The organism is Corynebacterium sp. 21KM1197, from assembly GCF_033783015.1.
Taxonomy (GTDB): Bacteria; Actinomycetota; Actinomycetes; order Mycobacteriales; family Mycobacteriaceae; genus Corynebacterium.
Map to the genome: position 1 here is coordinate 568,223 of NZ_CP123907.1, position 25,161 is coordinate 593,383.

General features: G+C 54.2%; 25 protein-coding genes. 15 read left to right on the forward strand and 10 right to left on the reverse strand.

Translation table 11 applies throughout. From position 1 onward, the window contains the following. Window positions 1–288 precede the first annotated feature (288 nt). Together OLW90_RS02810 and OLW90_RS02815 are read left to right on the forward strand one after the other, a co-directional pair. Window positions 289–612 carry a hypothetical protein gene (locus tag OLW90_RS02810; protein WP_319651257.1) on the forward strand — a complete coding sequence of 108 codons (324 nt, stop codon included), beginning with the start codon at window positions 289–291 and terminating at the stop codon, window positions 610–612. A 361-nt stretch (window positions 613–973) separates the two neighbouring features. After that, complete coding sequence (locus tag OLW90_RS02815; protein WP_319651258.1) at window positions 974–1,687, forward strand: BglII/BstYI family type II restriction endonuclease; 714 nt, start codon at window positions 974–976, stop codon at window positions 1,685–1,687. Here OLW90_RS02815 and OLW90_RS02820 read toward each other — a convergent pair. Continuing rightward, on the reverse strand, window positions 1,659–2,513 hold the full coding sequence (locus tag OLW90_RS02820) for an MT-A70 family methyltransferase (protein ID WP_319651259.1): 855 nt from the start codon (window positions 2,511–2,513) through the stop codon (window positions 1,659–1,661). The genes OLW90_RS02815 and OLW90_RS02820 overlap by 29 nt on opposite strands. Window positions 2,514–3,207: 694 nt before the next feature. Here OLW90_RS02820 and OLW90_RS02825 point away from each other — a divergent pair. The 5 genes from OLW90_RS02825 to OLW90_RS02845 all read left to right on the forward strand — a co-directional run bounded on the left by OLW90_RS02825 (window position 3,208) and on the right by OLW90_RS02845 (window position 6,738). Beyond that, window positions 3,208–3,831 carry a hypothetical protein gene (locus OLW90_RS02825; protein ID WP_319651260.1) on the forward strand — a complete coding sequence of 208 codons (624 nt, stop codon included), beginning with the start codon at window positions 3,208–3,210 and terminating at the stop codon, window positions 3,829–3,831. Window positions 3,832–4,148: 317 nt separating this feature from the next. Beyond that, complete coding sequence (locus tag OLW90_RS02830) at window positions 4,149–4,379, forward strand: hypothetical protein (protein WP_319651261.1); 231 nt, start codon at window positions 4,149–4,151, stop codon at window positions 4,377–4,379. A 38-nt stretch (window positions 4,380–4,417) separates the two neighbouring features. Further along, window positions 4,418–4,849: a hypothetical protein gene (locus tag OLW90_RS02835; RefSeq protein ID WP_319651262.1), complete on the forward strand. Its 432-nt coding sequence runs from the start codon at window positions 4,418–4,420 to the stop codon at window positions 4,847–4,849. A 305-nt stretch (window positions 4,850–5,154) separates the two neighbouring features. Next, entirely contained in the window at window positions 5,155–6,336 is a 1,182-nt protein-coding gene (locus tag OLW90_RS02840; protein ID WP_319651263.1) for a hypothetical protein, read from the forward strand. A gap of 63 nt (window positions 6,337–6,399) precedes the next feature. Then, the gene (locus tag OLW90_RS02845; RefSeq protein WP_319651264.1) at window positions 6,400–6,738 is read left to right on the forward strand and encodes an Lsr2 family protein; all 339 of its coding nucleotides are present in this window, start codon (window positions 6,400–6,402) and stop codon (window positions 6,736–6,738) included. Between the two features lie 56 nt (window positions 6,739–6,794). On the opposite strand, the gene OLW90_RS02850 is transcribed toward OLW90_RS02845, so the two are convergent. The 5 genes from OLW90_RS02850 to OLW90_RS02870 all read right to left on the reverse strand — a co-directional run bounded on the left by OLW90_RS02850 (window position 6,795) and on the right by OLW90_RS02870 (window position 11,173). After that, entirely contained in the window at window positions 6,795–7,436 is a 642-nt protein-coding gene (locus OLW90_RS02850; RefSeq protein ID WP_319651265.1) for a trypsin-like serine protease, read from the reverse strand. Between the two features lie 90 nt (window positions 7,437–7,526). Next, window positions 7,527–8,231, reverse strand: a complete 705-nt coding sequence (locus tag OLW90_RS02855; RefSeq protein WP_319651266.1) for a halocin C8-like domain-containing protein — start codon at window positions 8,229–8,231, stop codon at window positions 7,527–7,529. Between the two features lie 261 nt (window positions 8,232–8,492). Then, window positions 8,493–8,699 (reverse strand): hypothetical protein, encoded by a 207-nt coding sequence (locus tag OLW90_RS02860; RefSeq protein WP_319651267.1) that lies wholly within the window; start codon window positions 8,697–8,699, stop codon window positions 8,493–8,495. 2 nt (window positions 8,700–8,701) lie between these two features. Beyond that, the gene (locus tag OLW90_RS02865; protein WP_319651268.1) at window positions 8,702–9,451 is read right to left on the reverse strand and encodes a class E sortase; all 750 of its coding nucleotides are present in this window, start codon (window positions 9,449–9,451) and stop codon (window positions 8,702–8,704) included. Between the two features lie 915 nt (window positions 9,452–10,366). Next, on the reverse strand, window positions 10,367–11,173 hold the full coding sequence (locus OLW90_RS02870; protein ID WP_319651269.1) for a helix-turn-helix transcriptional regulator: 807 nt from the start codon (window positions 11,171–11,173) through the stop codon (window positions 10,367–10,369). Between the two features lie 234 nt (window positions 11,174–11,407). On the opposite strand from OLW90_RS02870, the gene OLW90_RS02875 reads away from it, so the two are divergent. The 6 genes from OLW90_RS02875 (at window position 11,408) to OLW90_RS02900 (ending at window position 18,939) form a co-directional block, all read left to right on the forward strand. After that, window positions 11,408–12,037 (forward strand): hypothetical protein, encoded by a 630-nt coding sequence (locus OLW90_RS02875; RefSeq protein ID WP_319651270.1) that lies wholly within the window; start codon window positions 11,408–11,410, stop codon window positions 12,035–12,037. Window positions 12,038–12,177: 140 nt separating this feature from the next. Further along, on the forward strand, window positions 12,178–14,031 hold the full coding sequence (locus OLW90_RS02880; protein WP_319651271.1) for a cutinase family protein: 1,854 nt from the start codon (window positions 12,178–12,180) through the stop codon (window positions 14,029–14,031). A 46-nt stretch (window positions 14,032–14,077) separates the two neighbouring features. Continuing rightward, the gene (locus OLW90_RS02885; protein WP_319651272.1) at window positions 14,078–14,719 is read left to right on the forward strand and encodes a DUF6668 family protein; all 642 of its coding nucleotides are present in this window, start codon (window positions 14,078–14,080) and stop codon (window positions 14,717–14,719) included. Window positions 14,720–14,763: 44 nt separating this feature from the next. Further along, on the forward strand, window positions 14,764–15,072 hold the full coding sequence (locus tag OLW90_RS02890; protein WP_319651273.1) for a hypothetical protein: 309 nt from the start codon (window positions 14,764–14,766) through the stop codon (window positions 15,070–15,072). A gap of 517 nt (window positions 15,073–15,589) precedes the next feature. Further along, window positions 15,590–16,303 carry a DNA methyltransferase gene (locus OLW90_RS02895; RefSeq protein WP_319651274.1) on the forward strand — a complete coding sequence of 238 codons (714 nt, stop codon included), beginning with the start codon at window positions 15,590–15,592 and terminating at the stop codon, window positions 16,301–16,303. After that, window positions 16,303–18,939, forward strand: coding sequence for a DEAD/DEAH box helicase family protein (locus tag OLW90_RS02900; RefSeq protein WP_319651275.1), 2,637 nt, complete (start codon window positions 16,303–16,305; stop codon window positions 18,937–18,939). Before OLW90_RS02895 ends, OLW90_RS02900 begins: the two co-directional genes overlap by 1 nt. 519 nt (window positions 18,940–19,458) lie before the next feature. Here the strand turns inward: OLW90_RS02900 and OLW90_RS02905 are convergent. The 4 genes from OLW90_RS02905 to OLW90_RS02920 all read right to left on the reverse strand — a co-directional run bounded on the left by OLW90_RS02905 (window position 19,459) and on the right by OLW90_RS02920 (window position 22,775). Next, on the reverse strand, window positions 19,459–19,968 hold the full coding sequence (locus OLW90_RS02905) for an IS1595 family transposase (RefSeq protein WP_319651276.1): 510 nt from the start codon (window positions 19,966–19,968) through the stop codon (window positions 19,459–19,461). 261 nt (window positions 19,969–20,229) lie between these two features. Beyond that, entirely contained in the window at window positions 20,230–20,571 is a 342-nt protein-coding gene (locus tag OLW90_RS02910) for an Lsr2 family protein (RefSeq protein WP_319651277.1), read from the reverse strand. Window positions 20,572–20,734: 163 nt separating this feature from the next. After that, window positions 20,735–21,421, reverse strand: a complete 687-nt coding sequence (locus tag OLW90_RS02915) for a TrkA family potassium uptake protein (RefSeq protein WP_319651278.1) — start codon at window positions 21,419–21,421, stop codon at window positions 20,735–20,737. Next, the gene (locus OLW90_RS02920) at window positions 21,414–22,775 is read right to left on the reverse strand and encodes a TrkH family potassium uptake protein (protein WP_319651279.1); all 1,362 of its coding nucleotides are present in this window, start codon (window positions 22,773–22,775) and stop codon (window positions 21,414–21,416) included. Before OLW90_RS02920 ends, OLW90_RS02915 begins: the two co-directional genes overlap by 8 nt. A gap of 323 nt (window positions 22,776–23,098) precedes the next feature. Between OLW90_RS02920 and OLW90_RS02925 the strand changes: the two genes are divergently transcribed. Both OLW90_RS02925 and OLW90_RS02930 read left to right on the forward strand, forming a co-directional pair. After that, window positions 23,099–23,791, forward strand: a complete 693-nt coding sequence (locus tag OLW90_RS02925) for a S1 family peptidase (protein WP_319651280.1) — start codon at window positions 23,099–23,101, stop codon at window positions 23,789–23,791. Between the two features lie 200 nt (window positions 23,792–23,991). Next, window positions 23,992–25,098: an esterase/lipase family protein gene (locus OLW90_RS02930; RefSeq protein ID WP_319651281.1), complete on the forward strand. Its 1,107-nt coding sequence runs from the start codon at window positions 23,992–23,994 to the stop codon at window positions 25,096–25,098. Window positions 25,099–25,161 lie beyond the last annotated feature (63 nt).

Consider the following 25,161-nt stretch of genomic DNA (forward strand, 5'->3'; position numbering starts at 1 on the left):
AACTCTCCGGGATTCCTAGCTGGTTTGCTTGTCTGTTACGGTCCCTTTGATTGGCCTGATTGAGCCATCTCATGGGAAGAAATGCAATATGGATAAGCCCGACGAAGTAATAATCTGCAGTAGCGATGACGGCTTAGCGAAAGTTGCACTCCAAGTAAGAAATGGGCCGAGAAGAACTCCGCTGCGCGGGTGCGGGGGTTTTACCCTAGCTTGCATCAGCTGAGCTGGAGTATAATACAACTACGCCTCTACGCACATGTAGGGGTGACCCCGATCTAGGAGGACTATATGTTCCGTAAGACTGCTATTGCGGCTGCAACCCTTGCTGTTGCCGCGACTACCGCTGTTGCCCCCGCAATGGCTTACGAGGTTGACAACGGCGCAGCCGCCATCCCGGATAACGCTCCCGTTGTGGAGAAGCCGGCGTTTGACCTGTCCACCATCAAGACCGATGTGAAGCCGGCCCTTCCTGGCAAGAGCCATGAGGAGCAGGTTCAGCAGGCTGATTTGACCGGCAAGCGCCTCGACAACGCCAAGAAGGGCGTGGAGACCGCTAAGACCATCGTGGACACCCTCGGTGGCCTCGGTGGCCTGTTCGGTTTTGGGAAGTAACCCAACCCCAGCCATAGGTTAAAGCCCCCGCAGTTCACGACATACTGCGGGGGCTTTAACCTATTGTTACCCTTTTTTCAACACCCAATCTGTAAAGGAGTTCTTCAAGTGTAACACGGTTTCCATCACTACGTCTCGCACCTTGCCGAAGAGCTAGGCGTCTGGGATGAGGTTCCGGAACACCTGCACTCGTACTTCGATATTGACGCTTGGTGGCGCGACGAGCGACACGACTACACGATCTGCGACGCCTCTGACGGAGGCGTCTACGTCTTCCGTTCGCGCTGAGAACAAGACCCCGGTCACCACACGGTGACCGGAGTTCCTTCTTCCGACCTGTCAGCGCTGGTAACCTTAGTAGATGGACTTCACGCATTCGTACGAGGCGGTACTGCCTGAAGATGTGCGGGCTCGCTACGAGATTCGAGAGACTCGCAATGCTGCGGCGATCTTCAAGGCGACGAATCCCGGTCTCTTCGACGAGCTTGTCAGTTCTCTCAACTCCTTCGAGATCGAAGCCGATGATCTCTTGCTTGCGGGCGGTCAAGAGTCGACTCTCGCAAGGCGTTTCAACGATGCTTTCCGGTCTCGCGGCTGGCGTGAAGCGAGAGTCGATACGGATATTGAACTGAAGCTCAAGATCATGCCATACAAGCCCGCAGGTGAGAGGGTGGTTCGCGAACGTTCGACGCCTGTGAGTAACAAGGGGTACAAGGTCGACAACTTCAAGGGTCGTGTTGCGCTCGATCTGGAGTGGAATGCCAAGGACGGCAATCTTGATCGCGACATCGGCGCCTACCGTGCGCTCTATGATGCCGGGTTCATTGACCTTGGGATCATCGTCACCCGCACTCAAGACGAGCTTCGCGCTTTCGCGACCCAGCTAAGGCTCTCGCACGGCATGGAGGAGCGTGAAGCGAAGAAGATGCTGGCAACGACCACGACGACGAACCTGGAAAAGCTCATGCCGAGGCTGACTCGTGGCGATGCCGGCGGTTGCCCGATCCTCGCTCTTGCCATCTGTAGTCGCACCTTCGAGAACGCCATCACGCAGACGGGGGCTCGGCTTTCTTAGGTCGTCCTCGTCCTCGAAGGGTGACGCCGCCTTTGGCGAGCAGAGTGCGCACGCGAGCGATTGAGTAGCCGGTCTGAGTCGCAAGTTGCTGGACGGAAGCGCCAGCTCCGTATTCTTCGGCCAGTACGCGGGCTACTCGATCTGAGAGCCAGTCGCTCATCCGCTCGTTCGGCTCCAGTAGGGGGAGTCGTTCGATTTCTCCGCCGCCGTACCCTCGCTGGGCCTTGCCTTGCGGTGTCACGTCATCCTCTGATTCGTTGCCCCACACAGACCATCCGGGCCTGGCGTAGCGCGCGAACATCTCTAAGTAGGGGCCGGGAGAGCATGACTCGATGAGGTCGTACTGCTCATCCGGTTTGCGCGAGTGCTCGCGCTTTCGGGTCTCGATCATGTTCACGGTCGACCTGCCGGGCGCGAGGGTGCGCATCGAGCCGCGTACCCCGAACAAGATCGGCTCGGTGACATTGCGGAAGTAGAAGCCGACGCCACGTCCGTCCGGTCCGCCATCCTTCCGTCGCTTCGCCCAGATGATGTTCGAGACGTACCGGAAGCCCCAGGACTCCATGACTGCGATGCCTTCGGGTAGGAGTGCGTTAGGTACCCACAGGTACAGGTGGGCGTCCTTCGCGACGACATCGCCGACTGGCAGGGCCTTGATCTCGTCGAGTGCCATCGTGCCGTATCGCCCCAGGCGGCGGTGTTCTGGGGCAACTTTTCCCGTTCGGTTGGCGAACCGCCACGGAGGATCGGCGAGGATTGTCTTGAACCCTCCCTCTGTGGTTGGGAGCGGTGCAATCTCCTCGCTGGGGCTTGTCTTCATCGTCATGTGGCCAGTCTAGCAGTTAAAGATCTAATCGGCGCAAACTAGATCTTATCTGATAGCTTCGCTACTGTCGCGAGAGCGTCACACGTAGATTCCCACGTTCGGCGTGTCCCGGCAGTGATCTGCCGGGCTCTGGAGCCGTCATTGTCGGTGTCGTCGTCGGTCTGCAAGTCCGTGGTGGGGCTCGGCTTTGAAGTCACATCGCTTTAGGTCCAGGCTCGTGTGGTTGGCGATGTAGACCTGCTTGTCGGTGTTGGTCTGTGTGGTGCTGGGTGTGCTGATTTCTTGGGGTGTGGGCAGTATGCCGTTGCCGGTGTGCTTGTTTTCCTAGATGTACGCATGATCTTGGCGATGGTAAGTGGGGGTAAAGAGTGCTTTGAGGCGTGGATTGCGCTGGGGTATGACCGACGAGGTTCATGATTGGTGCGGGTGTGCCTGTTGGGCTGCTGGAGGTGACACAGGGGCAACTATTCTGTAATAATATTATCGTAATTTTTTTCATGAACCACTCTGTGCTGGAATTTTTCCAGATATATGTGTTTTTGTGTTTGTGGTTGTTGACTGTAGGAGGTATGGAGTGATGGTTGGTCATGATGAGCTTGTGCGGCGGTTTGCGGCTCGGTGTTTCTCGGAGAATTGGCCGGTGGTGCTGGGTGTAGCGGAGGCGATTCGTTCTCAGGGGCGGGTAGTTCCGCAGGTGAGTGATGTGCAGGTTGTTGAGGAGTTTTTCAAGGCGCATGTGCCGGTTGCGGTGTGGGAGTCTGCGCTGGGGTATGCCGATGCTGTGGTGGAGGAGTGGGAGGTTGCTGCTGGTGGTGTGAGTCAGCGTGAGAAAGCTCGTCGCTCTAGGACGGTGTTGACTGCGTTGTTGGAGGGGGATTCATCGGCGTTGATGCAGCAGGGGGTCCATGGTGGGCTAGAAAACGCCCAGATGGAGCTGATGGCGGCGAAGGCGGCGGTGAGTCAGGCGAAGGATCATCGTCAGCGGGCAGAAGCTGAAGCGAAGGTGGCGAAGGCACAGGCACGGGTGCAGGAGCATCAGGATAAAGCCCGTGCGCGGCGTTTGGCGGCGTTGATGGTGGTGTTGGGTCGTGAGTATAGCTTGGCGGAGGAGTACGAGCAGGTGGTAGCGCTTGCGGATGGGTGCGTTGATCCTGATGATGCTAGGGGAGATGACCAGCAGCATGGGGAGGATGAAGCTGATCAGGATGTGGCTGCTTTTATCTCGGGGGAGGTGCCTACTTTAGAAAAGCAGTCGGAGGGTGATGGTTCGGCGGCGAAGATGCAGGGTTCGATCCTGCCGAAGTTTCTTAAGAAGTAATCCTTGGAAGATGTATAGGTAGGTAAGAGGCCAGCGTCGAGATGAAAAAACGCACTCATCGTAGGCACATGTTGGAATTAGATGATCGGGAGATCAACCAGCAGCGTGTATGGGCTAGGGGGGAGCACGTTGAGGAGTCACGGTGGGTGTCTCTTGATCCTGATGATGTAGCAGGTAGGCAGCGGTCTGGTTGGTGGGAGAAATCCCACGTGTCAGTATCATCTCGGTCTCGGCGGGGGCTGCGGGAAGATGATGGGCGTCTGCGTTCGCGGTGGCGGGGTCTTGCGGTGGTGATGTGTGCTCTGGGGGTGGCGTCGATGGCCTTACTTCCCGTCTTGTTGCATGCGTATTTAGGTGGTTGGGTGATTCCTTCTGCGTTGTGGGTGGTCTGTGCTGGTGTGGTGGTGGTTCTTGCAGTGGTGATCATGGTGGCTTCTCCGCAGGGTTCGTGGCGTTTCCTGGGAGGAGGTTTTGTTGCTGTGTTGGTATGCGTGGCGGTGGTGTGTGCGGGCTTGTTTTCGGCGCAGATTTTCGGGTTGACCAGTTGAGATAGATATCTCGACGAGAGTTAAGGAGAAGTCGTGTCATGGTAGGTAATGCAACGGTTCTTTGCTGTGGCGGGCTTTTCTTTTCTGCTTCAGTTCTGTTCTGGTTGCGGGCGCAGGTGTGCGTTTCTGTAACGGTGAAGCTGGTGCGTGGTGATATCGATCAGGAAGCGTGGCTAGGGCATGTTGAGATGTTTTTTGCTGCATTGAGGTGGTTACGAACTGCTGTGGTGGTGGTGGTCTTTGTGGTGCTTTGTTCATGGCTGGTGGTCACTGTGGCGTTCGTTCTGGCTCAGATGTCAGGTTCTCAGGTGATGAGAGTAGATATTGTTCCTTCGATGTGGGCTGTCAGTATGACGGCGGTGATGGTGTGTCTCGGCGTGGGGATGTTATGGATCGGGGATCAGCGGTGGGATTACTCGGAGAAGATCGTCACCGGAGAGAAGAACCTCGGGGGAAGACAGGGAGTGTAGTTTTCTTCTACCGAAAAATATCTATGAATAGGAAGAAGATGATGGGTGTCCACGATCAACAGTCCACAACGCGTCCGCAGCAGTATGGTGTGACATCTCGATGGGGTTTGCGTGCAGGGATAAAAATAACGGTAGGTGTGTTGGGGGTGGGGTGGCTTTTTGTTGTTGGTTTGGGATTGATGGGAGTGCCGTGCTGTGAGGGAATCGCCCTGCATAGTTGGTACTGGATGAGGCGGTGTCTTCAGGTGATAGGTGATGTGGTGTCGCTCGTTTTCTTCCCGGGATTATGGGGATAAGGAGCATTGATGAGAGGGAAAAAGATCATCGTGGCATCGGTGTTGGTAGGGGTACCTGCTGTGTTGGGTGGTGCGGTAGCGGTGATGACTACGTCGGGGCGCATGGTGATCGATCAGCAGGCGGTGGATGTCTTTCATGCTCATGTCGATGAACAGGTGTTGGGGTATTACGACACAGTATGTAGTGAAATTACGAAAACGCAGGGTGTTTCTCGTGATTTCACTATTACTGCGCAGGATGTGGTGGGTCTTGCACCTAGTGACGCTGCGGTGATGTGGAAAGAACGACTAGGGGAAGCTGCGGATGACCTGGTAGAGATCACGCGGCGTCTTCAGCAGGTGGACGCTGATGCTCCTGTGAAGGTTCTGCGCCCAGATGATGGGGTAGAGGGAACTGATTTTCGTGGTGCGTTAGTTCCACTGGTGCAGGTGGTCGGTGATGGGGCAGCGCGGGTTCATGGTGTGGTGGGTGATGATCGTTGGGCGGGTGTGGAGGATCCGGTAATTCATCAGGAGGTGGTGTCGGAAGCGATGGGGGTTGTAGCGGGGATTCCGGGGGAGGTTGTTGGTGTGTTGGATCAGGTTGTTGGTGGTGCTCGGGTGTTTTCGGAGGCGACGAAACAGGCGGTGGAACAGCGATCTTCGTGTGGTTCGTTGTTGTCTCCGCGTGTGGATCAGGATGTTGTTTTTGCTGAGGTAGTTGAGGCTTATGGGTTGGTTCGCCGTGTGCATGAGCGTTTTGGTGAAGCAATGGAGCAGGTTGAAGGTCTTGAGTCCCTGACTGGTGAGGATCTTGTGGCTGCGCGCCACCAGATCGCCCAGACGTGGAGCGCTGTGGCAGAAACCGCCGAGGAAAATCGGTGGGAGCTTGACCAGTGGGAAAACACCCGAGAACCAGATACCCCGGAATGGAAGGCTGTCCAACAAGTCCAGGTTCTCGTAGAGGAAGCCTCCAGTGTGTATCGCGACGTGGGCGTTTGGGCACGCGAACAAGAAAACACGGCGGCGCAGACCGAGCTTTCCCTGGCAGGGCTTCAGGGCGTGCTTAACACTGCAGTGGAGGGTTTGCGGGACCAGCAGATCTCGGAAGCCCGCGTGGTGACGAAAGCATTAACGACGATGCCGGTACCTAATGAAGCAACCCGAGATGCATTAGAAGATAATGGGGAAGACGGCGAATCCTCCGACTAAGACTTTCATGTATGTTTTTGATAGTATGAATATTGATTTTCTTAAACAGAAGGGATAGGAAATATGGCACGCAAGGAAGTTGCCCAGTACTTTGACGATCTGAGCGGCACTCCTTTGGATGTGAATGAGGTGAATGTCGTCCGTTTTGCTCTTGATGGCACGGACTACATCATTGATCTTTCCGCCGAGAACGCCGAGAAGTTCCGTGAGATGTTCCGCCCCTATCTAGCGGTGGCTCGCAAGCACGCCGCTCCTGTGAGCGGTCGCCGTAACAGCGGCGCGGCCCGCAACAGCAAGGCCCGCGAAATCCGCCAGTGGGCTCTTGACCAGGGCAAAGACATCGCCCTACGCGGCAAGATCCCCTCTGAAGTAATTGAAGCCTATAACCAGTCGCACCTATAAACGGAAATGGTCTTGGGCGCCACATTTAGATCGGAATCATTTTCCGATCTAAATGATCATTTTGTCCACGCATCTATAGCGTCTATACTTAGAACATGGACAGGTGCGTATTTTCCGGTTTGTTTAGGGTCGTAGCATGCCGGATATTTATCCCTATGCACTCCTTTTGTGACAATCCCTATGATCTTCCCGTCCTTCAACACTGGTGATCCAGAGTCGCCAGGGCCGGAGCATAGAGATGAAATCCATCCGTCTTGATCGTGTTGTAGTATCTTGCCACAAGAATATCCCGATATTCCCCCATGTGAGCATACCTCATCTCCTACTTTGATGGATTGGGTTTCTCCTTTAGGTATGCTTACTTGATTTCCAATATCCACATTTTCGTCTGTGCGTACTATAGAATAATCATATTTATCCCCTTCGTATATGACAGTTCCATAATCTATCCACCTGTCATCAATTTTAACCTTTACCTTACTTCCTTCTACTGAGCAATGTTTTGCTGTTATTCCAATCCCTGGATGGGGGTAATTATTTGCAATGGTGCAAAGATTACCTTCAATATTGGCCAGGGTTGAAATTTTTCCACCCATGCTAGGTTCGGAGTGGGATTCTGTAATGGAAGCGAATATTATAAAAATGGTGGAAAGTATCGGAAGTATAATCCGATACTTTCCGCTCGACTCAGCGACCATCTCTCTTTTGTGATTTCAGGTAGAGAAGTGTTATCACTACCGAATAGATGAATAGAAATATTGATACTGCCTGCAAAGCCATGATATTCCTTATCCGCAGATTTTATTTGTTGCGGCTATGCATCCGATAGATGCAATCAAACTACACGCTGTTGCGCAAGCGAGGCCGCTCAGCTTCTCGACTAGTCCAAGTGCTAGACAAATTCCATAGCACCCCGCTCCTCCGCCTGTTCCACACAGAATTCCCATGGCCCATTCGCAGCCACCATACTCCTGTTCAGAAGGGTCAATTTCGCTATCGTTATACGTGGTGATGTTTCCATCGGCGTCAACAGTACCGTGCCATAGCTCTTCTTTATCGAACAGAACCCATGCTTCGTGTTCTCCTGCTGCATTCTCTGATCCAGATATGACATATGTTTGTGCTCCGGCAACAGTGTCAGCTTCAAGATCAACTGCAACTCGGTGAAAAACGACATCCCGAGATGAGTTGTCGGGTATTAATACCCAGGCTTTTCCTTCGAATGGGCCTTGTACAACGAATCGATCTTTATCGTATGCTATACCAACACGGTCGAGGTGTGACTTTGCTAGCGATACAGCTTCTTCTGACTCTTCAGGGCTGGCTGTAGGTTGATATATAGATTGATCACCGGAGCAAGAATCACATGTGTCATTTTGTACGTTTTGGCTGTATGCATACGATTTGACGGGAATGATGATGGACAGAATCATGATTGCTGCCACTAGCGCGGTTGCATAAACGAGCAGTCTGTGCTTGCTGATGGTTTGCATGCATGCTTCCTTTCGATGATTGGGGATGATCGTCTCACCCTGTTGGAAGTGAACATCACCAATGGTTTGCGGTAATTGGTGATGCTTAGAAGATCGCACGATAAGCCTTAGCTGTCAATAGATGTGAAAAATCTGAATATTTTGTACCAACCCGTGTATTGAGTTTGGAGGTTTACTCCGGTGTTTGATGCTGGGCGAACGGCATCTTTTGGTCTATATTTAGTTTTCTCTGTATGTATCTATAAAAGTCCATGTGAACGCTTAAAAGGTTGGCAGCTTGTAGATCATTTGCTCTAGGTGGGGGAAGACGGTTATGGAGCCAAGAATCGTCAAGAGGAGCAGTCCGGCGAGGAGGATCACGCTTTTGATGGCGGGGGTAGCGCGGGGGTGGCGATTGGCGAAGCGGGGTTGCTCGTTATCGGGGTTTTTGCGTGGCGGGATGTGGTTCCAGATCCAGATGGTGAGCATAGTTAGTTCCTTCCGTGGGCTTGGGTGAGGATGGCGTGAACGATGATGCGTTGCGCGTTTGAGAAATGGGGGTGGCAGGAGGTCAAGGTCAGCCACGCGGCCGTAGCGGGTACATCTGCGGCTTCGCCGGGGGTGGGGTTGACGACTTGGACGGTGGTGGGCTCGACGATGCGTTGGCCGGGGATGGTGCCGTCGATGATCTCGGGGTGGTGTTCTGCGGCCTTGGGGGCGCAGTGGGTGAAAGCGTCGATCTCGGATGGGTCGGTGGTTAAGGGTAAGACGGTGTAGGTGTAGGTGCCGCCTTGGGTGTTGATGGTGATGTCATCGCAGGTCTGGAGGGTATCGATGTTAGCGAAGGGGGCGGTGGAGCCATCGCGGTGGGCAGCGAGGGAGAAGTTTCCTGTTTCTCCTGGTAGTGCGGTCAGGGAGTACCAGGCGATGCCGGTGCGGAGGTTTTCTAGGCTGGTGGTGGCCTTGATGCTGTATTCCCAGTCGTCACCTAGTCTAGGGATGGATGCGGTGGCGAAGGTGTCCCCGTATTCCGGGGTGGGGATGGGGTCGGGTGGGGTGAGAGGATCGGGTTTCTTCCATTGCTTGTTGAGTGTGGCCACGGTGTTGGATTCGTGGCGGGCACCGGTATGCGGGGTGATGAGGAATAGATGGATTGTGAGCATCGTGATCAGTACGCAGGTGGTGACAGCGAGATCAAGGAGGATGCCGCTGAAGTAGTGGAGTGCTTTTTTATGCATCATCCTTCTTTCAGGGTCAAGAAAAAGGACCAACACGTCGCGGTGGCGTGCTGGCCTTGTGAAATGGTGTGGTGTTATGCGGTGGCTCGGTGGAGGCCAGCGGCAACGCCGGCGATGGCAAGGGCGCTGATTCCTGCGGCTATGGCTCCTACACCGCCACCGGTTTGTGCTAGCTGCGGTGTGGGGGCAGCGACTGCTTTGGGTGCAGCAGGGGTAGCCGGGGCTGTTTGGATTGGTGCAGCCACCTGTGCGGGGGAGCTGATGACGGGGGCCTGAGGGGCGGAGGCCTGGGGGGCGGGGGTTTGGTATTGCGGTGTGGAGTGCGTGGGGGCTTGATAGTTTTCTACCGGGCCTGGTGTTTGGGTAGTGCCGGTAGGTTCTTCGGCTTGTGGTGCCGTGTTGGTTACTTCGGGGACGCTTTCAGTATCGGTGACTGCGGTGTCGGGTTGAGGTGATTCCTCAGCAGCGTCGGGTTGGGTGGGCTGATCCTCGGTTGTGGTGCCTGGTTGGGCGGTATCGGTTCCAGGAGCTGTGCCTGGTTGGGTGATATCGGCTTCGGTGGTGGTACCTGGCTGAGACGTGGTGTCATCGGTGACGGTGCCCGGCTGGTGTGTAGTGAGATCGGTTGCCGGTTGGCTTTCGTCGGCTGTGGCCATCCCTACGGGAAGGGCGACGAGGGCGCTTGCTGCCACAGCGGAGAAGAGAGAACGAGATCGCATAATAATTACGGTCCCCTTTCACTGGTAGAGTGATACTGTTCTTTCTGTGAATATAACACGAATAACAGTATGGGTAAAAGGGGTGGCCACTGCGTTTGTTCTGGGTATCGTCCCAGCTCATATGCCATTTTTTTGGCAATCTGGATATGTGTCAATATGGCATGCTGGCATGCTGGATTGGCGGCAGTGTGGCGTGTTTTTACTTTCTATTCTTTTTTTGTCGGAGGATGAGGGGGTTGTTTTTGAGGCATTCATGTGTCTGGGATAGGAGGATGAGATGGTTTTGTGCTTCGGTGCGGTTGAGTAGTGATGTGATGGGGAGGTGGAGGTACGTTGCGTAGGCCATTGTGGTGCGGGTGGGTAGCTCGGTAAAAGGTGTTCCTTGGTCGAGGGCGTCGATGTGGTCTGGTTCGGTGCCAAGGTGGTGGTGGACTGTGGTGATATCTTCTGGTGTTGTCCAGGGGAGGCAGATGAGCTGGTGCAGTGTTGTGAGGAGGTCAATGTCTTTTTCTGGCGGTGTGGGTGCAGTGGAGTAGGAATAGTCCAGTGCGGGTAACTGTGTTGCTGCCCGGAGGGTCTCTTCGGCTGCGGCGGCAATGAGTATGAGGGGGGTGTCGTAGGCCTTGCTGAGGGCGGAGAGTTCCGTTTCGTTTGGGGTGCGGTGTCCATTTTCGATCCGTGTGAGTGTGGCGGTGGAAAATGGTAGGTCCTGGGAGGCTTCCGCGATGTCCTTCTGGGCAAGATAGCGGTAGCTGGAGAGATTTAGTGGTCCGACGGGGTAGAAAAGGTCGCGGGGGCTATAGCCTAAGACGCGGGCGATGTCGCCGATGCGTAGCGTTGGCCGGTAGAGGCGATCAGCGTCTTGTGTGTAGGGGGTGCTGTGTTCCCAGGCCCGAAGTGTTCCGTGGGTGACGCCGCTTAGTTCGCTTAGTTGTACTTGTTTGAGGCCTAGCATGGTGCGGCGCTCGATGATCTTTTTTCCGTTGATCCGCAAGTTTGAGTCCATGGGTATCAGGATAGCGTGCTGATTTTCTCTTGCCTGCCTTGTGACTGCTGATGACGCTGTGGCAAAAGGGAATCATGGCGAGTGTCCGATTTTTCATCATCGTCCAACGTTGGGGGAGTGGATGATCTGGTGGTGCTGTAATGCTTGTTTGGTCTTGTCTCGTGCCTCCTTGCTGTAATAATATTACATATAGTCTGTTTTATTTTTAGCTCTGCTGTGTGGAGGAGGTGCGGGGTGGACTGGTTTGATGGTGTTGACGGTGGTGGTGAAGGAACGCCTTCTGAGCCTCGGTCGGGTTGGGTTGATCGTGTTGAAGAGCCTGATGCTGTTCAGCAGGGCAAAGAGCGCAAGGCGGGAAAGATGCCGCCGGTCAACTGGTGGGTTGTCGGTGGTTTATGTGTCTTGGTGGTCGTGGTTGTAGGCGGTGGTGGGGTTGTTATGTCTTTGTCGTCTGGTTCCTCGGAGAGGGCAGGAGATGGGGTGTCGTCTGCGGTGGCGGCGAGCTCATCGGTAGGGGAGACGGCCTCGGTGGCGGTGTGTGACCAAGTCGATGCGCGTGCGGATGATCCTCAAGGCGTGGTGGTGGCGTTTCAGCAGGCGTATTACTCCGGGGATGTCGCTGGGCTTGAGGCGTTGCTTGCTGATGATTCTGCGTTGCGTGCGACGAATTGGGAGGAAGTGCTTCGCGCGGTACCGCAGGCGCAGGTATGTACCACGACCACGGTGATGTCTGATGAGGCGGTCGCAGCAGATGTGGTGGTTACTGATGAGGTCGGGAGGAATGTGTACTTGCAGGAATATCACTTAGAGGAAAGTAAGGGCGGGTTTAAGATCATGGAGATTTCAGATAGGAGCAAAAAGTGAATAGGTCAGTTAGTTCTAGGCTGAAGATTTTTCTGGCTCTGGGGAGTGTGGTGAGCCTGGGTGGGGTGTGTGGGGGGGGTGCAGGAGCGCAGGAAGTCTCGGAACCGCAGTGGGATTTTGGTACGTGCGGGAAGATGCACATGATTGCGGTGAACTCTGCGCAGGATTCTGTCTTTGATCGTAATTCTGATGAGGATGCGGGATTTTTTGCGGATAATATTACGTTGCCGGTGTTAGAGAGGGTTGGTCAACCAGTTTCTGGTGATGGTTCTGGTGGTATCACTGATGACCGGGATACTGATTGGGGCCTGCGTCGTGGGGAGACGTCATGGTCCTCGTCGCAGGATTGGTGGGGGGAATCTACCACTAGTGCTGATGTTCCTGAGCTGGAGGAAGAGCAGCAGGACGCCGATTTTTCATCGCGACAGGAGAGCGATGATTTTTCTCGTGAGGGTGGTGCAAGTGGGCAGGATAATGATGGGAAGTGGTTGACCAGGACGTACATTAATATTGAATCGGTCGGGGATGAGGTTGATATTGATGGTGCGGTTGTAGCTGTTAATGAAGCCTTGGGTAAGGTGGAGCGTTCGTGTCCTGATACCAGGGTGATTTTGACTGGCTTTTCTGAAGGCGCGCAGGTGGCCTCCATGGTGGCGCGTCAGATTGGTTCTGCTGAAGGGGCTGTTGCACCAGAAAAAATTGCTGGTGTGGCGCTTTTTTCTGATCCGTTGCGTGATGATGGTCAGCCTGTGGTTGCTTCGGGGGCTGATACTCCGGAGGGAATGCCGGTGGGGGCTTTGGGGCAGGAATCTTTTCATGATGTGGATGTCGACGATATTGCCGCTTCGATGAGTGCTCTGGCGACTGTGGGTCCCGAAGAAGGTGATGACGTTGCTGTTTCTACGACGAGTTCACGGCATGGTGATGAGGCGACCACTTCGGTCAGTGTGACGAAATCGGCACGGCCGAGTGTGGTACATACTGATGTGTCTAGTTCGGTGGTTCCGCGTTCTTCTGTGGAGTTGCCGGCGGGTATTTCCTCTTTGCCTCGTAGCGCCCCGGAGGGCTATGGCAGTGGTGATGGTGGTGCTGCGGGCTTGTTGCTTGGAAGTTTTGCGCGTCCTCAGGGCCCGGTTGCTGGCGGTGGTATTGCAGGTTTGACGTCGGGTGTGGGTGATTTTGGTGCTTTGGCTGCGAAGACGGTGTCGTGGTGTATTGACGGGGATCTTGTTTGCGGGATGCCGGAGGGATCAGCCACGCGCACCATCGTGAATGCGGTGGCCCCGGATTTGGATACGGATAACCCGGTGGCGTCGTTGATGGCAGTCGCGGACACGTTAGGCCCTGCTGTGGTTCTTGGTGGTTTGGAGTCTGTGGCAGACGGTGTGAGCTTTGGTCCTGGTGGTTTTGAGATCGCGCGGGCGATGAATCCGGATGAGACATTGATTGGCCGGATTGCTACGGAGGCACAGCGTTCAGATTCGCGTTCGTTGGGGGAGATGGGGGCGCGGGTTTTGGCGGCGTCGTCGAAGATTGCGGGTATGGGGTTGGCTGCGGGGATTACGGTGGCGCGTAAGACGTTGACGCCGGGAAACCTGGCTGCGATTTCCGCAGCTGGTACTAGTGATCCCTTGGTGGGGATTGGTGTGGCTGCTGCGAAGTTTGCGGAGGCTGCATTAGAGACGGTTAGTTTCGAGACTGCGACGGGGGCGGCGGCTCGGGTTTTTGATGAGGTGCAGGCTGCGGGGCTTAATGAGCAGGCGGTGGTGTCGGTAGCCACGGATGCGGCGACGTGGGCGCGGTTGGCGTCAACGGATTCGTATGCGCAGGTGCCGATGACTGCTGATGGGCGTAGTGCCACGGATGCCACGGTGGATTGGATTTCTGCTTTGGCTGGTGGTGATTCTACGGTTCCGGCGACAGGCCAGATGGTGGGCTTTGATGCTGGTGCAGCTTCTGATTTCTTGACGAATCTGCGCGGGGTCGCGGCGTGATTCCTTGGTGGTAGAGGCAGGAGAGGCAATGGGAGCGTTACGCGCAGTGGACTCACCCGGTGAGCAGGTCGATGTCGAGCAAAACACTGCTCAGGAAGAGGAGGTACAGGCCAAGGGGATTGTGGTTCATCCTTCTAAGTTGAAACTACCTGTGGCGGCTACCTCGCGGGTAGCACCGGGGGAGGATGATCCGGCCGTGTGGCTTGTTGGTGCTCATGGTGGTGCTGGGGTGTCCACGTTATCCCATGTCCTGGCTCCGGCTGGGGATGCGGGGATGATGTGGCCTTCAGGTGAGCGTTCGATGTGCTGTGTGCTGGTGTGCCGTTCGACGGCGATGGGTTTGGAGGATGCTCATGATGTGTTGATCCAAGCCCGCAATGGGTTGGCAGGAGATGTGGTGGTGCTGGGGCTGGTGGTTGTTGCTGATGCCCCAGGGCGTACACCGAAAACCCTGGAGCAGAAAATCGCTGTGCTTAGCCAGATCACTCAGAAGGTATGGCGTGTGCCGTATATCGATCAGTGGCGTGGTGAGATGCGTGAAGATCTGCCTGTGTGGGTGCCGGGAGATGAACTGGCTCGTAAACGTCGCGGAAGGCTGCCTCCTGGAGTGGTACCTCCTGTTGTGGGGGAGATCGGGCAAGAAATTTTTACCTCATTTCAAAGAGTGATGAGGAAAGTGAGAATGTAAAACATTCCATTTTGTAAAATGTGGAGATAGGATAGGTGGGAAATATGATTACGGATATGATTGTCCAATCGCATGATGCGGTGATGGGTTTTGTTGATGTGGTGGCGATGCCTGGGCAGAATATTCGGCCGCAGGCTCCCGGTGAGTTTGGTGCGAAGATTAATAATCTTCTCAACATTGCGACCTGGGTTGCGATTGCTATTTGTATTTTTGGTGTGATTGCTTCGGGTATCACGTTTTTGGTTGCGCGCAACAGGGGGATGTCTGAGGAGGTTACTGAAATGGCGCTGCGTATCGGTGGTGGGTGTTTGCTGGTGGGTAGTGCTAGCGGTGTTGTGCAGATGTTGATGTGATGATGTTGTCTTCGAGTCCTCCGGTTTCTCCGTGGCGTCCGTCGGACGATGTGCTCAACACCATTGTGAGGTGGTTGGAAATAGCGCTCTATGTTGGCTTGGCTTGCTCTATTCTCACGGTCATTATTTTCGGTGCGATGTTGGTTTTGGATCGTGATCGTGGTCAGCCGGTGAGTGCTACTTCTCCTGCAGTGAGGGTGTTTCAGATTGCTCTTGGTGTCTTGGTGATGACAAGTGCTGGTTCTATAGCGAAAGTCTTCTTCTGAGGAAAAATTATCTTTCCTCATGGGGGAGAGTAGGGAGGTGTTTTGAATGTCTCATTGTATAAGTTTCAAGCCTGTCGGTGTTGTGATGGGGCTGTGTTCTGCGCTGCTTGTGGGGTGTTCCTCGGGTGGGGATGAGTCTTTATCGGCACAGGGGTGGGATACCGGTGTGGCACCGCAGGAGATGACGTGGTCTTCTTCGGTGGGGTGTTTGGTTTTGCGCTGTCCAAAGAGATAGCCGGTACACGGTTTATGTGCAGAATGGGCAGGAGTTGGCATTTTACTCGAAGAAGGTTCGTGAGATCGATAACGAACTTATGCCAAGTATGCAGGTGACAAACATCTGGACCGACACGCCGTACGAGGGGATTGCGTCCGAAGGTGGTGTAACACTGAAGGGAGGGAAAAAGCCAGAAAAGCTCTTGCAGCGTATCATTGCCTTGAATACAGAGCCAGGAGACTTGGTTCTAGATTTTCATTTGGGGTCCGGGACCACTGCGGCTGTCGCGCATAAGATGGGGCGCCGGTACATCGGTATCGAACAGCTTGACTATGGAAAAAACAGCCCGCTTGTACGACTCCGTAGGGTGATTGATGGCGACAAGTCGGGTGTCAGCAAGAGTGTCGGTTGGAAGGGCGGTGGCTCCTTCGTCTACATCGAGCTTGCCGAACTGGGCGAACAATTGGTGAGAGAGTTGCAGGACGCAACAACCACGGATGAGATCCAGCGGGTCCTTGATCGTGCAACTGAGCGCGGTTTGCTGAGGCCTTCTGTCCTACCGGATCAGCTGCTAGACTCCGCATCGGAGTTCGAGCAGCTGTCCTTGGACGCGCAGAAGCGAGCCGTGGCTGAGTTGATCGACAAGAACCGGCTCTATATCAACGCCTCGGAAGCTGAGGATGCGGAGCTTGGTCTGTTAGAGGCTGACATCGCGTTCACGAAGTCCTTCTACGGGAAGGGCGAATAATGAGCACCCCAACGAACCAGAGCAACTTCCTGTTCGAGGAACTCGACGTGCTTCACAGTCGCGGATTTCGCCGCGAGCTGCCAGCCCACATCGAGCAGAATCTTGCCCCGCACATCGAGTTGCGTGAATATCAGGAGCACGCGTTCTCGAACACGCTCGAATACTTGAGTAACGAGAGCTTCTCGAAGAACCGCCAGACGCATCTGCTGTATCACATGGCGACTGGTTCAGGTAAGACCGTGATGATGGCAGGTTTGATCCTGCATTACTACTCGCTCGGCTACCGGAACTTCTTGTTCTTCGTGAATCAGATGAACATCATCGAGAAGACGAAAGCTAACTTCTTGGATTCGGCTTCGGCTAAGTATCTGTTCGCCGAATCGGTCGAGATCGATGGCATGCGGGTTCCTATTAACGAGGTCAGCAACTTTGCTGCCGCTGACCCGAACGGTATCAACCTCTGCTTCTCAACCACGCAAAAGCTGCACATGGACTTCCTCGATCCGAAGGAAAACGTGCTCACGAGCGACGACTTCGAGGATGCCCCGGTGGTGATGATTTCTGACGAGTCACACCACGTGAATACACGCACAAAGAAGGCAACGAAGGCTGAAGATGAGGAAGACCGCTCGTGGGAATACACGGTCAGTTCAGCCTTCCAGGGCAACCGGGACAACGTGTTATTGGAGTTCACAGCGACTGTCGATCTGCGCGACCGCAACATCCTGCAGAAGTACAGAGACAAGATTGTCTTTGACTACCCGCTGGCAGGCTTCCGTGAGTCTGGGTTCACAAAGGACTTCCAGAACTTCCAGTCCGTCCTCGACCCGTGGGGTCGAACGCTGCAAGCACTGATCGTGTCTGAATACCGTCGCGCGTTGTTCGCTGACGGCGGTGTCTACTCGAAGCCCGTTGTGCTGTTGAAGTCGCAGCGGATCGATGATTCAAAAGCGTTCTACGACGAGTTCTTCCAGCGACTCCAACGCCTCACCGAGAACGAAATCCTCGACATGGCCACCGCCGGTCTCATGAAACAAGCCATTGGCTACTTCCAAGAGAAGGATTCGAGCCTGCGCTCCCTGCGCTCAAGCATCCAGCAGGGGTTCGCGGAAGAGAACGCCATCATTATGAACGGCTCGACGGACAACTCGACTGAGAAGCAGCTGGCAGTGAACTCGCTCGAAGATCACTCCAACCCATATCGGATCATCTTCACGGTGGATATGCTCAACGAAGGCTGGGACGTTCTCAACCTCTATGACATCGTCCGCCTGTACGAGACACGGCAGGGCGGCAAGGCAGGCAAGCCTGGCGCGTACACGATCAAGGAGGCACAGCTGATTGGTCGTGGAGCTCGGTATTTCCCGTTCTTGCTTGACAACGAGTCCGTGGATCGCGATCCGGCAGATAAGTTTGTCCGCAAGTACGATCACGACCTCGACAGCCCGAACCGGCTCCTTGAAACTCTGCTCTACCACTCCAAGGAGGACTCGAAGTACATCACCGAGCTACGCCTCGCGCTACGTGAAACCGGCTTGCTGCCCGATGAAGTCACCGAAGTCACCTACGAACTCAAATCCTCGTTCAAACAGACGGACTTCTACCACAACGCGATGGTGTTCAGTAACAGCCGAAAGGAAGTCTCCCGCGAGGAGGTCACCCAGCTGGACAACCGGGTGAAGTCAGCGATCTACCAACTCGATGTCCGCCACGCACCCTCACGGCTCGTGAGCCTCTTCGACACCGACAGCGGGCAAACAGAGGCATCCAAGAGTCCGAAGGTGCATACGATCCGCCGCAAGATCAACAAGATGTCGTTGAACGTGGCGTTGGGGTCGCTGGCGCGTTACGACGCACTACGTTTCGAGGCGCTCAAGCACTATTTCCCGCACCTGGAGTCGACCCGCGAGTTCATCACTTCTAGCGACTACCTCGGCGAAACTGAGATCACCTTCCAAAGCGACACAGAAGATCTCACAGCGAGCGACCTGCGAACGGGCTTGGACAAAGTCTTCCGAGCCGTCGCCACCTACCTGGCAGGCATCAAGGTCACCTACCGAGGCACGGACCAGTTCGAAGCCAAACGGCTGAACGAGGTGCTACGCAACAAGCGCCTACAGATCGCAAACCCGGTCGAAGGAGGGCTCGGCACCAGCCAAAACAACGACCCCGACTCCAACCGCCGTATCAACCTCGAAGACGCAGGCTGGTACGTCTACAACGACAACTACGGCACCAGCGAAGAGAAGTCCTTCGTCAAGTACTTCTCGACGGTTGTCGACGACCTCAAACAGCGCTACGACGAGGTCTACCTGGTGCGCAACGAACGGCTGGCTCCGCTCGTCATCTACTCGTTTGCCACCGGCGAGCGATTCGAACCTGACTACCTTATCTTCCTACGCAAGAAGGGCCAGGCTTACAAGCAGCAACAGATCTACGTGGAGCCGAAGGGCACGCACCTGCTACAAACCGACAAGTGGAAGGAAGACTTCTTGCTCGCCATTGAACAGAACGCCATCCCTCACACCATCTACGTCGACAACACCGACTACCGCATCATCGGCCTACCGTTCTACAATCAGGAAAACCGCATGTCTGAATTCCGGGAGGCGCTCAAAGCTGCAACCCTCATCTGACCAAGGTGAATAGCAAGTCGTAACCGGCACTACTATTTGGCGCTTGGCGCACCTTTTGGCGCTACGCGTCTAGTTGTGCCCGCCTTGGTTCATGATGCTTGGCTACGCCTGCCCTCCACGGTGGATGCCGGAGCCGTGTCGTCCAGGTAGGCCGCTCGACGGCAAGCACCACGGCGCGCTCTGCTTAGTGGCAGGCTGGTTTCGCCTAATCCATGTCATCCACGCCCCGCCCGGCGTTGTATCTATCTCGGTACTGTCTGCGATGTGTGCGCTGGCTTAGGGTCGTTCCTGGTGAAGGCCATGAGCAATTACAACTATTATTTATGTCTCACGCACCACCTGTTTGTAGGTGATCCTTGTGCCTACCATCACTGCTAGTACATCTTTTACCTGTTGCTTAAGGCTCATACGGCAGCGGGAGAGTCGGAAGCTGAACTCTGCAAGGTATAGCTGAATATGAGTAAGGCTCACGACATGGTACACACCTGTGATGCGCGCTTGAGTACTGACCATACGGATTCAATGCCGTTGGTGTGGATTAACTGCTTCGCGGACTGGTTCACGCTGCCGTGGTTGTTCCATCCTGCGGTAGGCAGGGTGCTCATCACTGTAGAGGGTTGCTGTCTGGTCAATGCTACTGGTGAGAAATTCCATGATCGTAGCAGTAGTGGTATTTGGAAGATGCCTAGCTACAACCTTGCCATCACGAGTGCGTACACCCACAACAGCAGCCTTCCCCTTGGCCCCGCGACCATCATGATTCTTCTTTGACTCATGCTTATTGCGTTCTTTGCTGCCGATATAGGTTTCATCTGCTTCTACCACGCCGGTAAACAGATCAAGGGCTTCTGCTTCGCACGCAGCGCGGAGGCGTTGCAGCATGAACCATGCGGACTTCTGTGTCACCCCAATCTGGCGAGACAACTGCGCTGAGTTGATTCCCTTGCGAGAGGATACAAACAGATAGACCGCGAAAATCCACTTATGCAAACCAATATGAGAGCGTTCCATCACCGTCCCAGTACGCACAGTAAACTCCGCCCTACATGAGGCTTCCCGACACGGGAAATGCCCAGGTCGAGACTCAAGCACATACGGAACTCTTACCACCCCACATACAGGGCATGCGTTCGGGAGTCGATCTTCACCCAGCGCTGAGTCTCCAGAAACATCCGTGCTGCCTCTTGGTTGGGGAACCGCTCAAACAAATCAACCAAGCTCAGATGCTTCATGAACAGTCCCGCCTGGTTGGTGTTGAGCGGGACTGTTCATGAAATATAGGATCTCTATTTATTTGTGGGCGGTGTTATACGCCTCGATGATTTCCGTGGGGATCTTGCCCCGCAGGGAAATTTCCTTGCCCTGGTCGATTGCCCACTGGCGAATCTCGCGTGCACGACCGTTAGCGGTTACACCACGGGTACGACGGATTTTCTGAGTGGGGGCGACATGCTTACGAGCTACCTGGATATAGGGTTGCAGGGTCTCGCGGAATTTTTCGGCGTTTTCCTCGGAGAGGTCAATGATGTATGTGTCGTTGTCCACTCCGAAGATGACAGATTGAACCTCTTCTGCGCTGAGGGGGTTGCCGGAAAGATCATCGAAGAATTGAGTAACTTCCTTGCGTGCCATGGAGGCGTCCTCTTTCTTTGGGGATATTTTGACGTTGGCATGCTACGTTACTTTAACGGTTGGTTCACATGCAAATGAAGCAGGGGCGTGTATGTCGTAGCGTGTTGGTGTTGCAGTTTTTCTGGGGCCTTTTACTCTTTCCTCCTTAGCGGCTGCGTTGGGTTTACTGGGCAGGGATCTGCTCTAATTTCGTTGGTTTGCCAGCGAGAATAACGAGGTCGTCCTTTGTGAGCGTGGCGCCTGGTTGGACAGGTCCCCATACTCCGTTAACCCTGGCTGATACGATGTGGACACCATACTTTTGTATGAGGTAACCGTTATCGACTCTCTGTATGCGGAGGAACTTGGGAGGGACCATCTTGATCATCCCATAGTCATTGTCGAACTCTGCGAACTCTTGGAACTTTCCGGCAAGGAGGTGAGCAACGCGACGACCTGTTTCACGCTCGGGTCGGACGACATGGTGTACGCCTACTTGGCTAAGGATACGTGCGTGTGCATTGGAATCGGCCTTTGCCCAGATATCCTTTGCGCCAAGTTCGACTAAATTGGATGCGGTGAGGATCGAGGCCTCCAGGTTGCTGCCAATGCCGATCACAACTTTGTCGAAGTTCAAAGCGCCTAGTTGAACCAAGGTTTCAGTTTCGGTTGTGTCGGCTACGATTGCTTCTGTGAGCTGTATGCGATGCTCTTGAATGATGCGTGTGCTGGTATCGATTCCTAGTACATCAACCCCGTGGCTGATTAATTCATCGGCAACGGCAGAGCCGAAGCGTCCTAACCCAATGACCATGACGGAGTCGAGGTCAATTTTGTTATGACGGCTGAGAATTTTTCCTAAGTTAGCCAATGAAGGGCCTTTCTTCAGGATAGGAGAACTGTCGTTGTGAGGACTTCGCTGCTAAAGAAGCTACGAGTGTTATGGGACCAATGCGGCCGAGGTACATTAAAGCGCAGATGATGATTTGGGAAGCGCCGGAAAGATTGGCAGTGATTCCTGTTGATAGTCCCACTGTGGAGAATGCTGAGATGACCTCGAAGGAAATTTGGTCGGCAGAAAATTGAGGTTCTAGGACCCTTAGTAGGCCAACGGAGATTGTGACAGAAATGATTCCGGCGGCGAATACTGTTAGTGATTGTCGTGTAACTTCATTGGGTATTTTCCTTCCATGTATTGTGGTATCGTGGTGCCCCCTGAATTGGGCTATCATGGCGGCGCAGAGAATGGCAAAGGTTGTTATCTTTACGCCTCCTGCTGTCCCGGCGGACCCGCCTCCAATGAACATGAGGATATCGGTGCCCATCAAAGTGGTGGGGTGCATGGATCCGTAGTCGATGGAATTGAAACCAGCGGTCCTGGGAGAGGCTCCTTGAAAAAATGCAGCTAAAATTTTCGACCCTGTGGGCAGGTGGTGTAGTGCTCCTGCCCATTCAAGGGTTGCTACCATCATGGTTCCCGCTGCTATGAGGATTGCCGTTCCGGTAAGTGAGATCCTTGCGGTTAGAGAAAGGCGGTTGAATGTTTTTCTTCCGGTTTTCCGCCAAGCCGTTATTTTGTCGATGATCTCAATGACGACGGGGAAGCCTATTCCTCCTATTATGAAAGATAGGGATAGGGGGATGATGATCCATATGTCGGAAACATAGCGGGTGAGGCTGTCTGCCTCGAGGGCGAACCCTGCGTTGTTAAAAGCAGATATTGAATAGAATATTCCAGACCATAGTGCTTCATGAAAAGATTGCCCATAGGATATGGCCATGCGTGTTGCGATGATGCTCGCCGTGGTGAGTTCGCAAAAAACTGTAAGGAAAAAGGTGGCGATGAGTATTTTTTTAACATCGGCGGTAGTGAGGGAACGCCCTTCCGCTGTTGCGGTAACGCGCCACCGCAGACTCATGTGGCCGGTGATGATCATCCCTGCTAGTGAGGTAAGGCCCATGATTCCGAAGCCGCCGATCTGGATAAGCGCGATTATTACGGCTTGTCCAGTGCCGCTCCAGTGGGAACTGGTGTCAACTACTGCCAGTCCAGTCATTGATACAGCTGAGGTGGCGGTAAAAAACGAGGTGAGTAGGGAGGTGGAGTGGTGTGACGCTGATGCGAACGGCAGGGATAAAAGCACAGACCCGACTGCGATCGTGGCGAGAAACCCAATGGCGACCAGTCTAGCTGGGTGCCGATGAGGTAGCTGTGTTTTAAGCACTACTAAGATTGTAGTCTTTGCTTTCTGGGATACAAGTCTTAACTTTATTTTCTACAGATTTTTCTGATAGTTTTGGTTCTCAATTGGCGGGACTGTGCTGTGGCGATGTGCGTTGAAGTAGGGCTTTCATGGGTAGACCTTTGGGTGTGGTGTGATTCTGCATCGATTTTCCAGTTGTGAGGAGGTGTGGCGGTAGCCATGGCTGAAGGGTAGGTGCTGAAGTGGATGCTCTGGGTGCATGGAACGTTGGTTGCTAGGTCATGTTTTATGCGGGTGTGCTGGGAACTTAGGTAATCTTTGCTTTGATGTAGTTAGATGGAGTTGTGAATTTTTTCAAAAAGCTAGCTGTGGTGGCTACCTGCGCCGTGTCAACGTCGATAGTGCCGGTGGCTGGAGCTGTCGAAGGTGGCCATGATGCCGTGGATACTCCTTGGGCAGCTAAGGTTTTGGTCTCTGGTCTGTGTAGCGGATCTGTTGTCGCACCTAACTGGGTGCTCACCGCACAGCATTGTGTGGGTGATCAGCAAAATGGAACCGTCAAGCTTGGGGAAAGAGCGGAAGGCGATTACCAGATTGATAGGATAGTCGTTCATCCTTCTGGGGCAGATGTTGCTTTGGTGCACACTACGGAAGCGATGCCTGTGGCGCCTGCTGTGCTGTCTCCGATGATTCCGTCTACTGGTCATGTAAGTCAGATCAGTGGATGGGGCGCTGGTCGCTATCCGCTCCAGCAAGGCACTGCGGAAGTTATTGGTCACTATGACGATAATGATGGCCGTGGGAATGCGAAGATGTTTGTGACCCGAGGGATTGTTGGGAACCAGGAGCCGGGCGACTCCGGCGGACCGTTCCATGATGGGCGGCTTGTTTATGGCGTGATTTCTGCGGTGGGTGGCAAGGATGAAGGGGGGCACATCGCAGCTAACTACACTGCAGTTGCCCCGATCTTGCCGTGGGTGTACGGGACTATCGCGCTCCCGGGTCAGATTTCTACAGGTTCCGTGGGATCTGTCTAGCCAGTTTTTGTCCATATGAGTAGGCCGGCACTTTAAAGTGCCGGCCTTTTTTCGTTGCAGTAATAATGCATATTTTCATGTAGTAAAAATTACATTTGTCACATATAGCTGCTTTGCTGATCATAGTTATTTTGGGTATGGTGTTCTTGGCCTTGCGTATGCGGGCAGTCTCTATTTTCTTGAAAGGTGTGAGGTAGATCGTGAAAATTTCACGTATATCGGCCGCATGCGTTGCGGCTTTAGCTCTTTTTGCTGGTAGTGCCCAGGCTGGAGCTGTGCCGGGATCGAGTGGTCAGCCTGCTGTTGGTGGTGAGGTGCTGGAGTGGACTGGCATGGGGCCGCAGGGGGAGAGGGTCCCCGGTTTTGCTGATGTGATGCTCAAGCAGGGACTGACGGAAGATATTAGCCCGTTAGGGTCTAATGTCGCGTGTACGCCAGAGCCTGGGGAGAATCCTGTCATCCTTTTGCATGGGCTTAACTCCAACTCGTATCAAACGTTTGCAGCCATGGCTCCTGACCTGGCTGCGATGGGGAAGTGCGTGTACGCATTTAACGTCGGTAAGCTTCCTGGTACTCCTACTCCTGAGGGAAGCTCGCTTTTGGGCTCTATTCCTACGTTCCGCGCTATGGCACCTATCTCTCAGTCGGTAGAGCAAATTACTGAGAAGATAGCCCAGGTCAAAGCGATGACTGGTGCGCAGGCTGTGGATATGGTTGGTCATTCTGCTGGTGCCACCATTGCTACTGCGTATGCCAAGCAGGTAGGTGGTGAAGGGGTTGGTACTATTGTGTCAATCTCTGGTGTGCTGAATGGCACTGGTTTGTTAGGTGTTGGGTATGGCCTGGAGAAGCTGAATGCACTCAATGGTATGGGAAATCTCATTACTGAGTTGATTGCTAGCCCGAGTGTCCGTGATTTGCTTCCTGACAGTGAGTTTAACAAGAAGCTTCATGATGGCCCTATTGAAGTTCCTGGGGTGAAGTATGTTTCTATCTCTACCCTCTTTGATGAAGCGGTAACTCCTTTGTCTGCAAGCCAGTACACTGCAGAAGGTGCAGAGAACTATGTTTTGCAGGATGGGTGTAGCTTGGACGCTTCGGAGCATCTTGGTATTACCTATTCTCCCCGTGCGATTGCCATGACTGCTAACGCTTTGGGGCGTGATGTTGCTGTTCCGTGTGCTCCGATGACGGCCTCTTCGGAGAATAGTGCTCCGGGGGTTGGTCCTGTTAACATTCCGTCTCTTCCGGGCGTTTCTGATGGGTTCAGCCCGATAGACGAGATGTCGTCTAAGCTTTCTTCGTAAGCTGGTTTGCTGGCAAGTAGTCAATGAGGGGGTCTGACTTGCCAGCAAGCTGATTGCTTGACC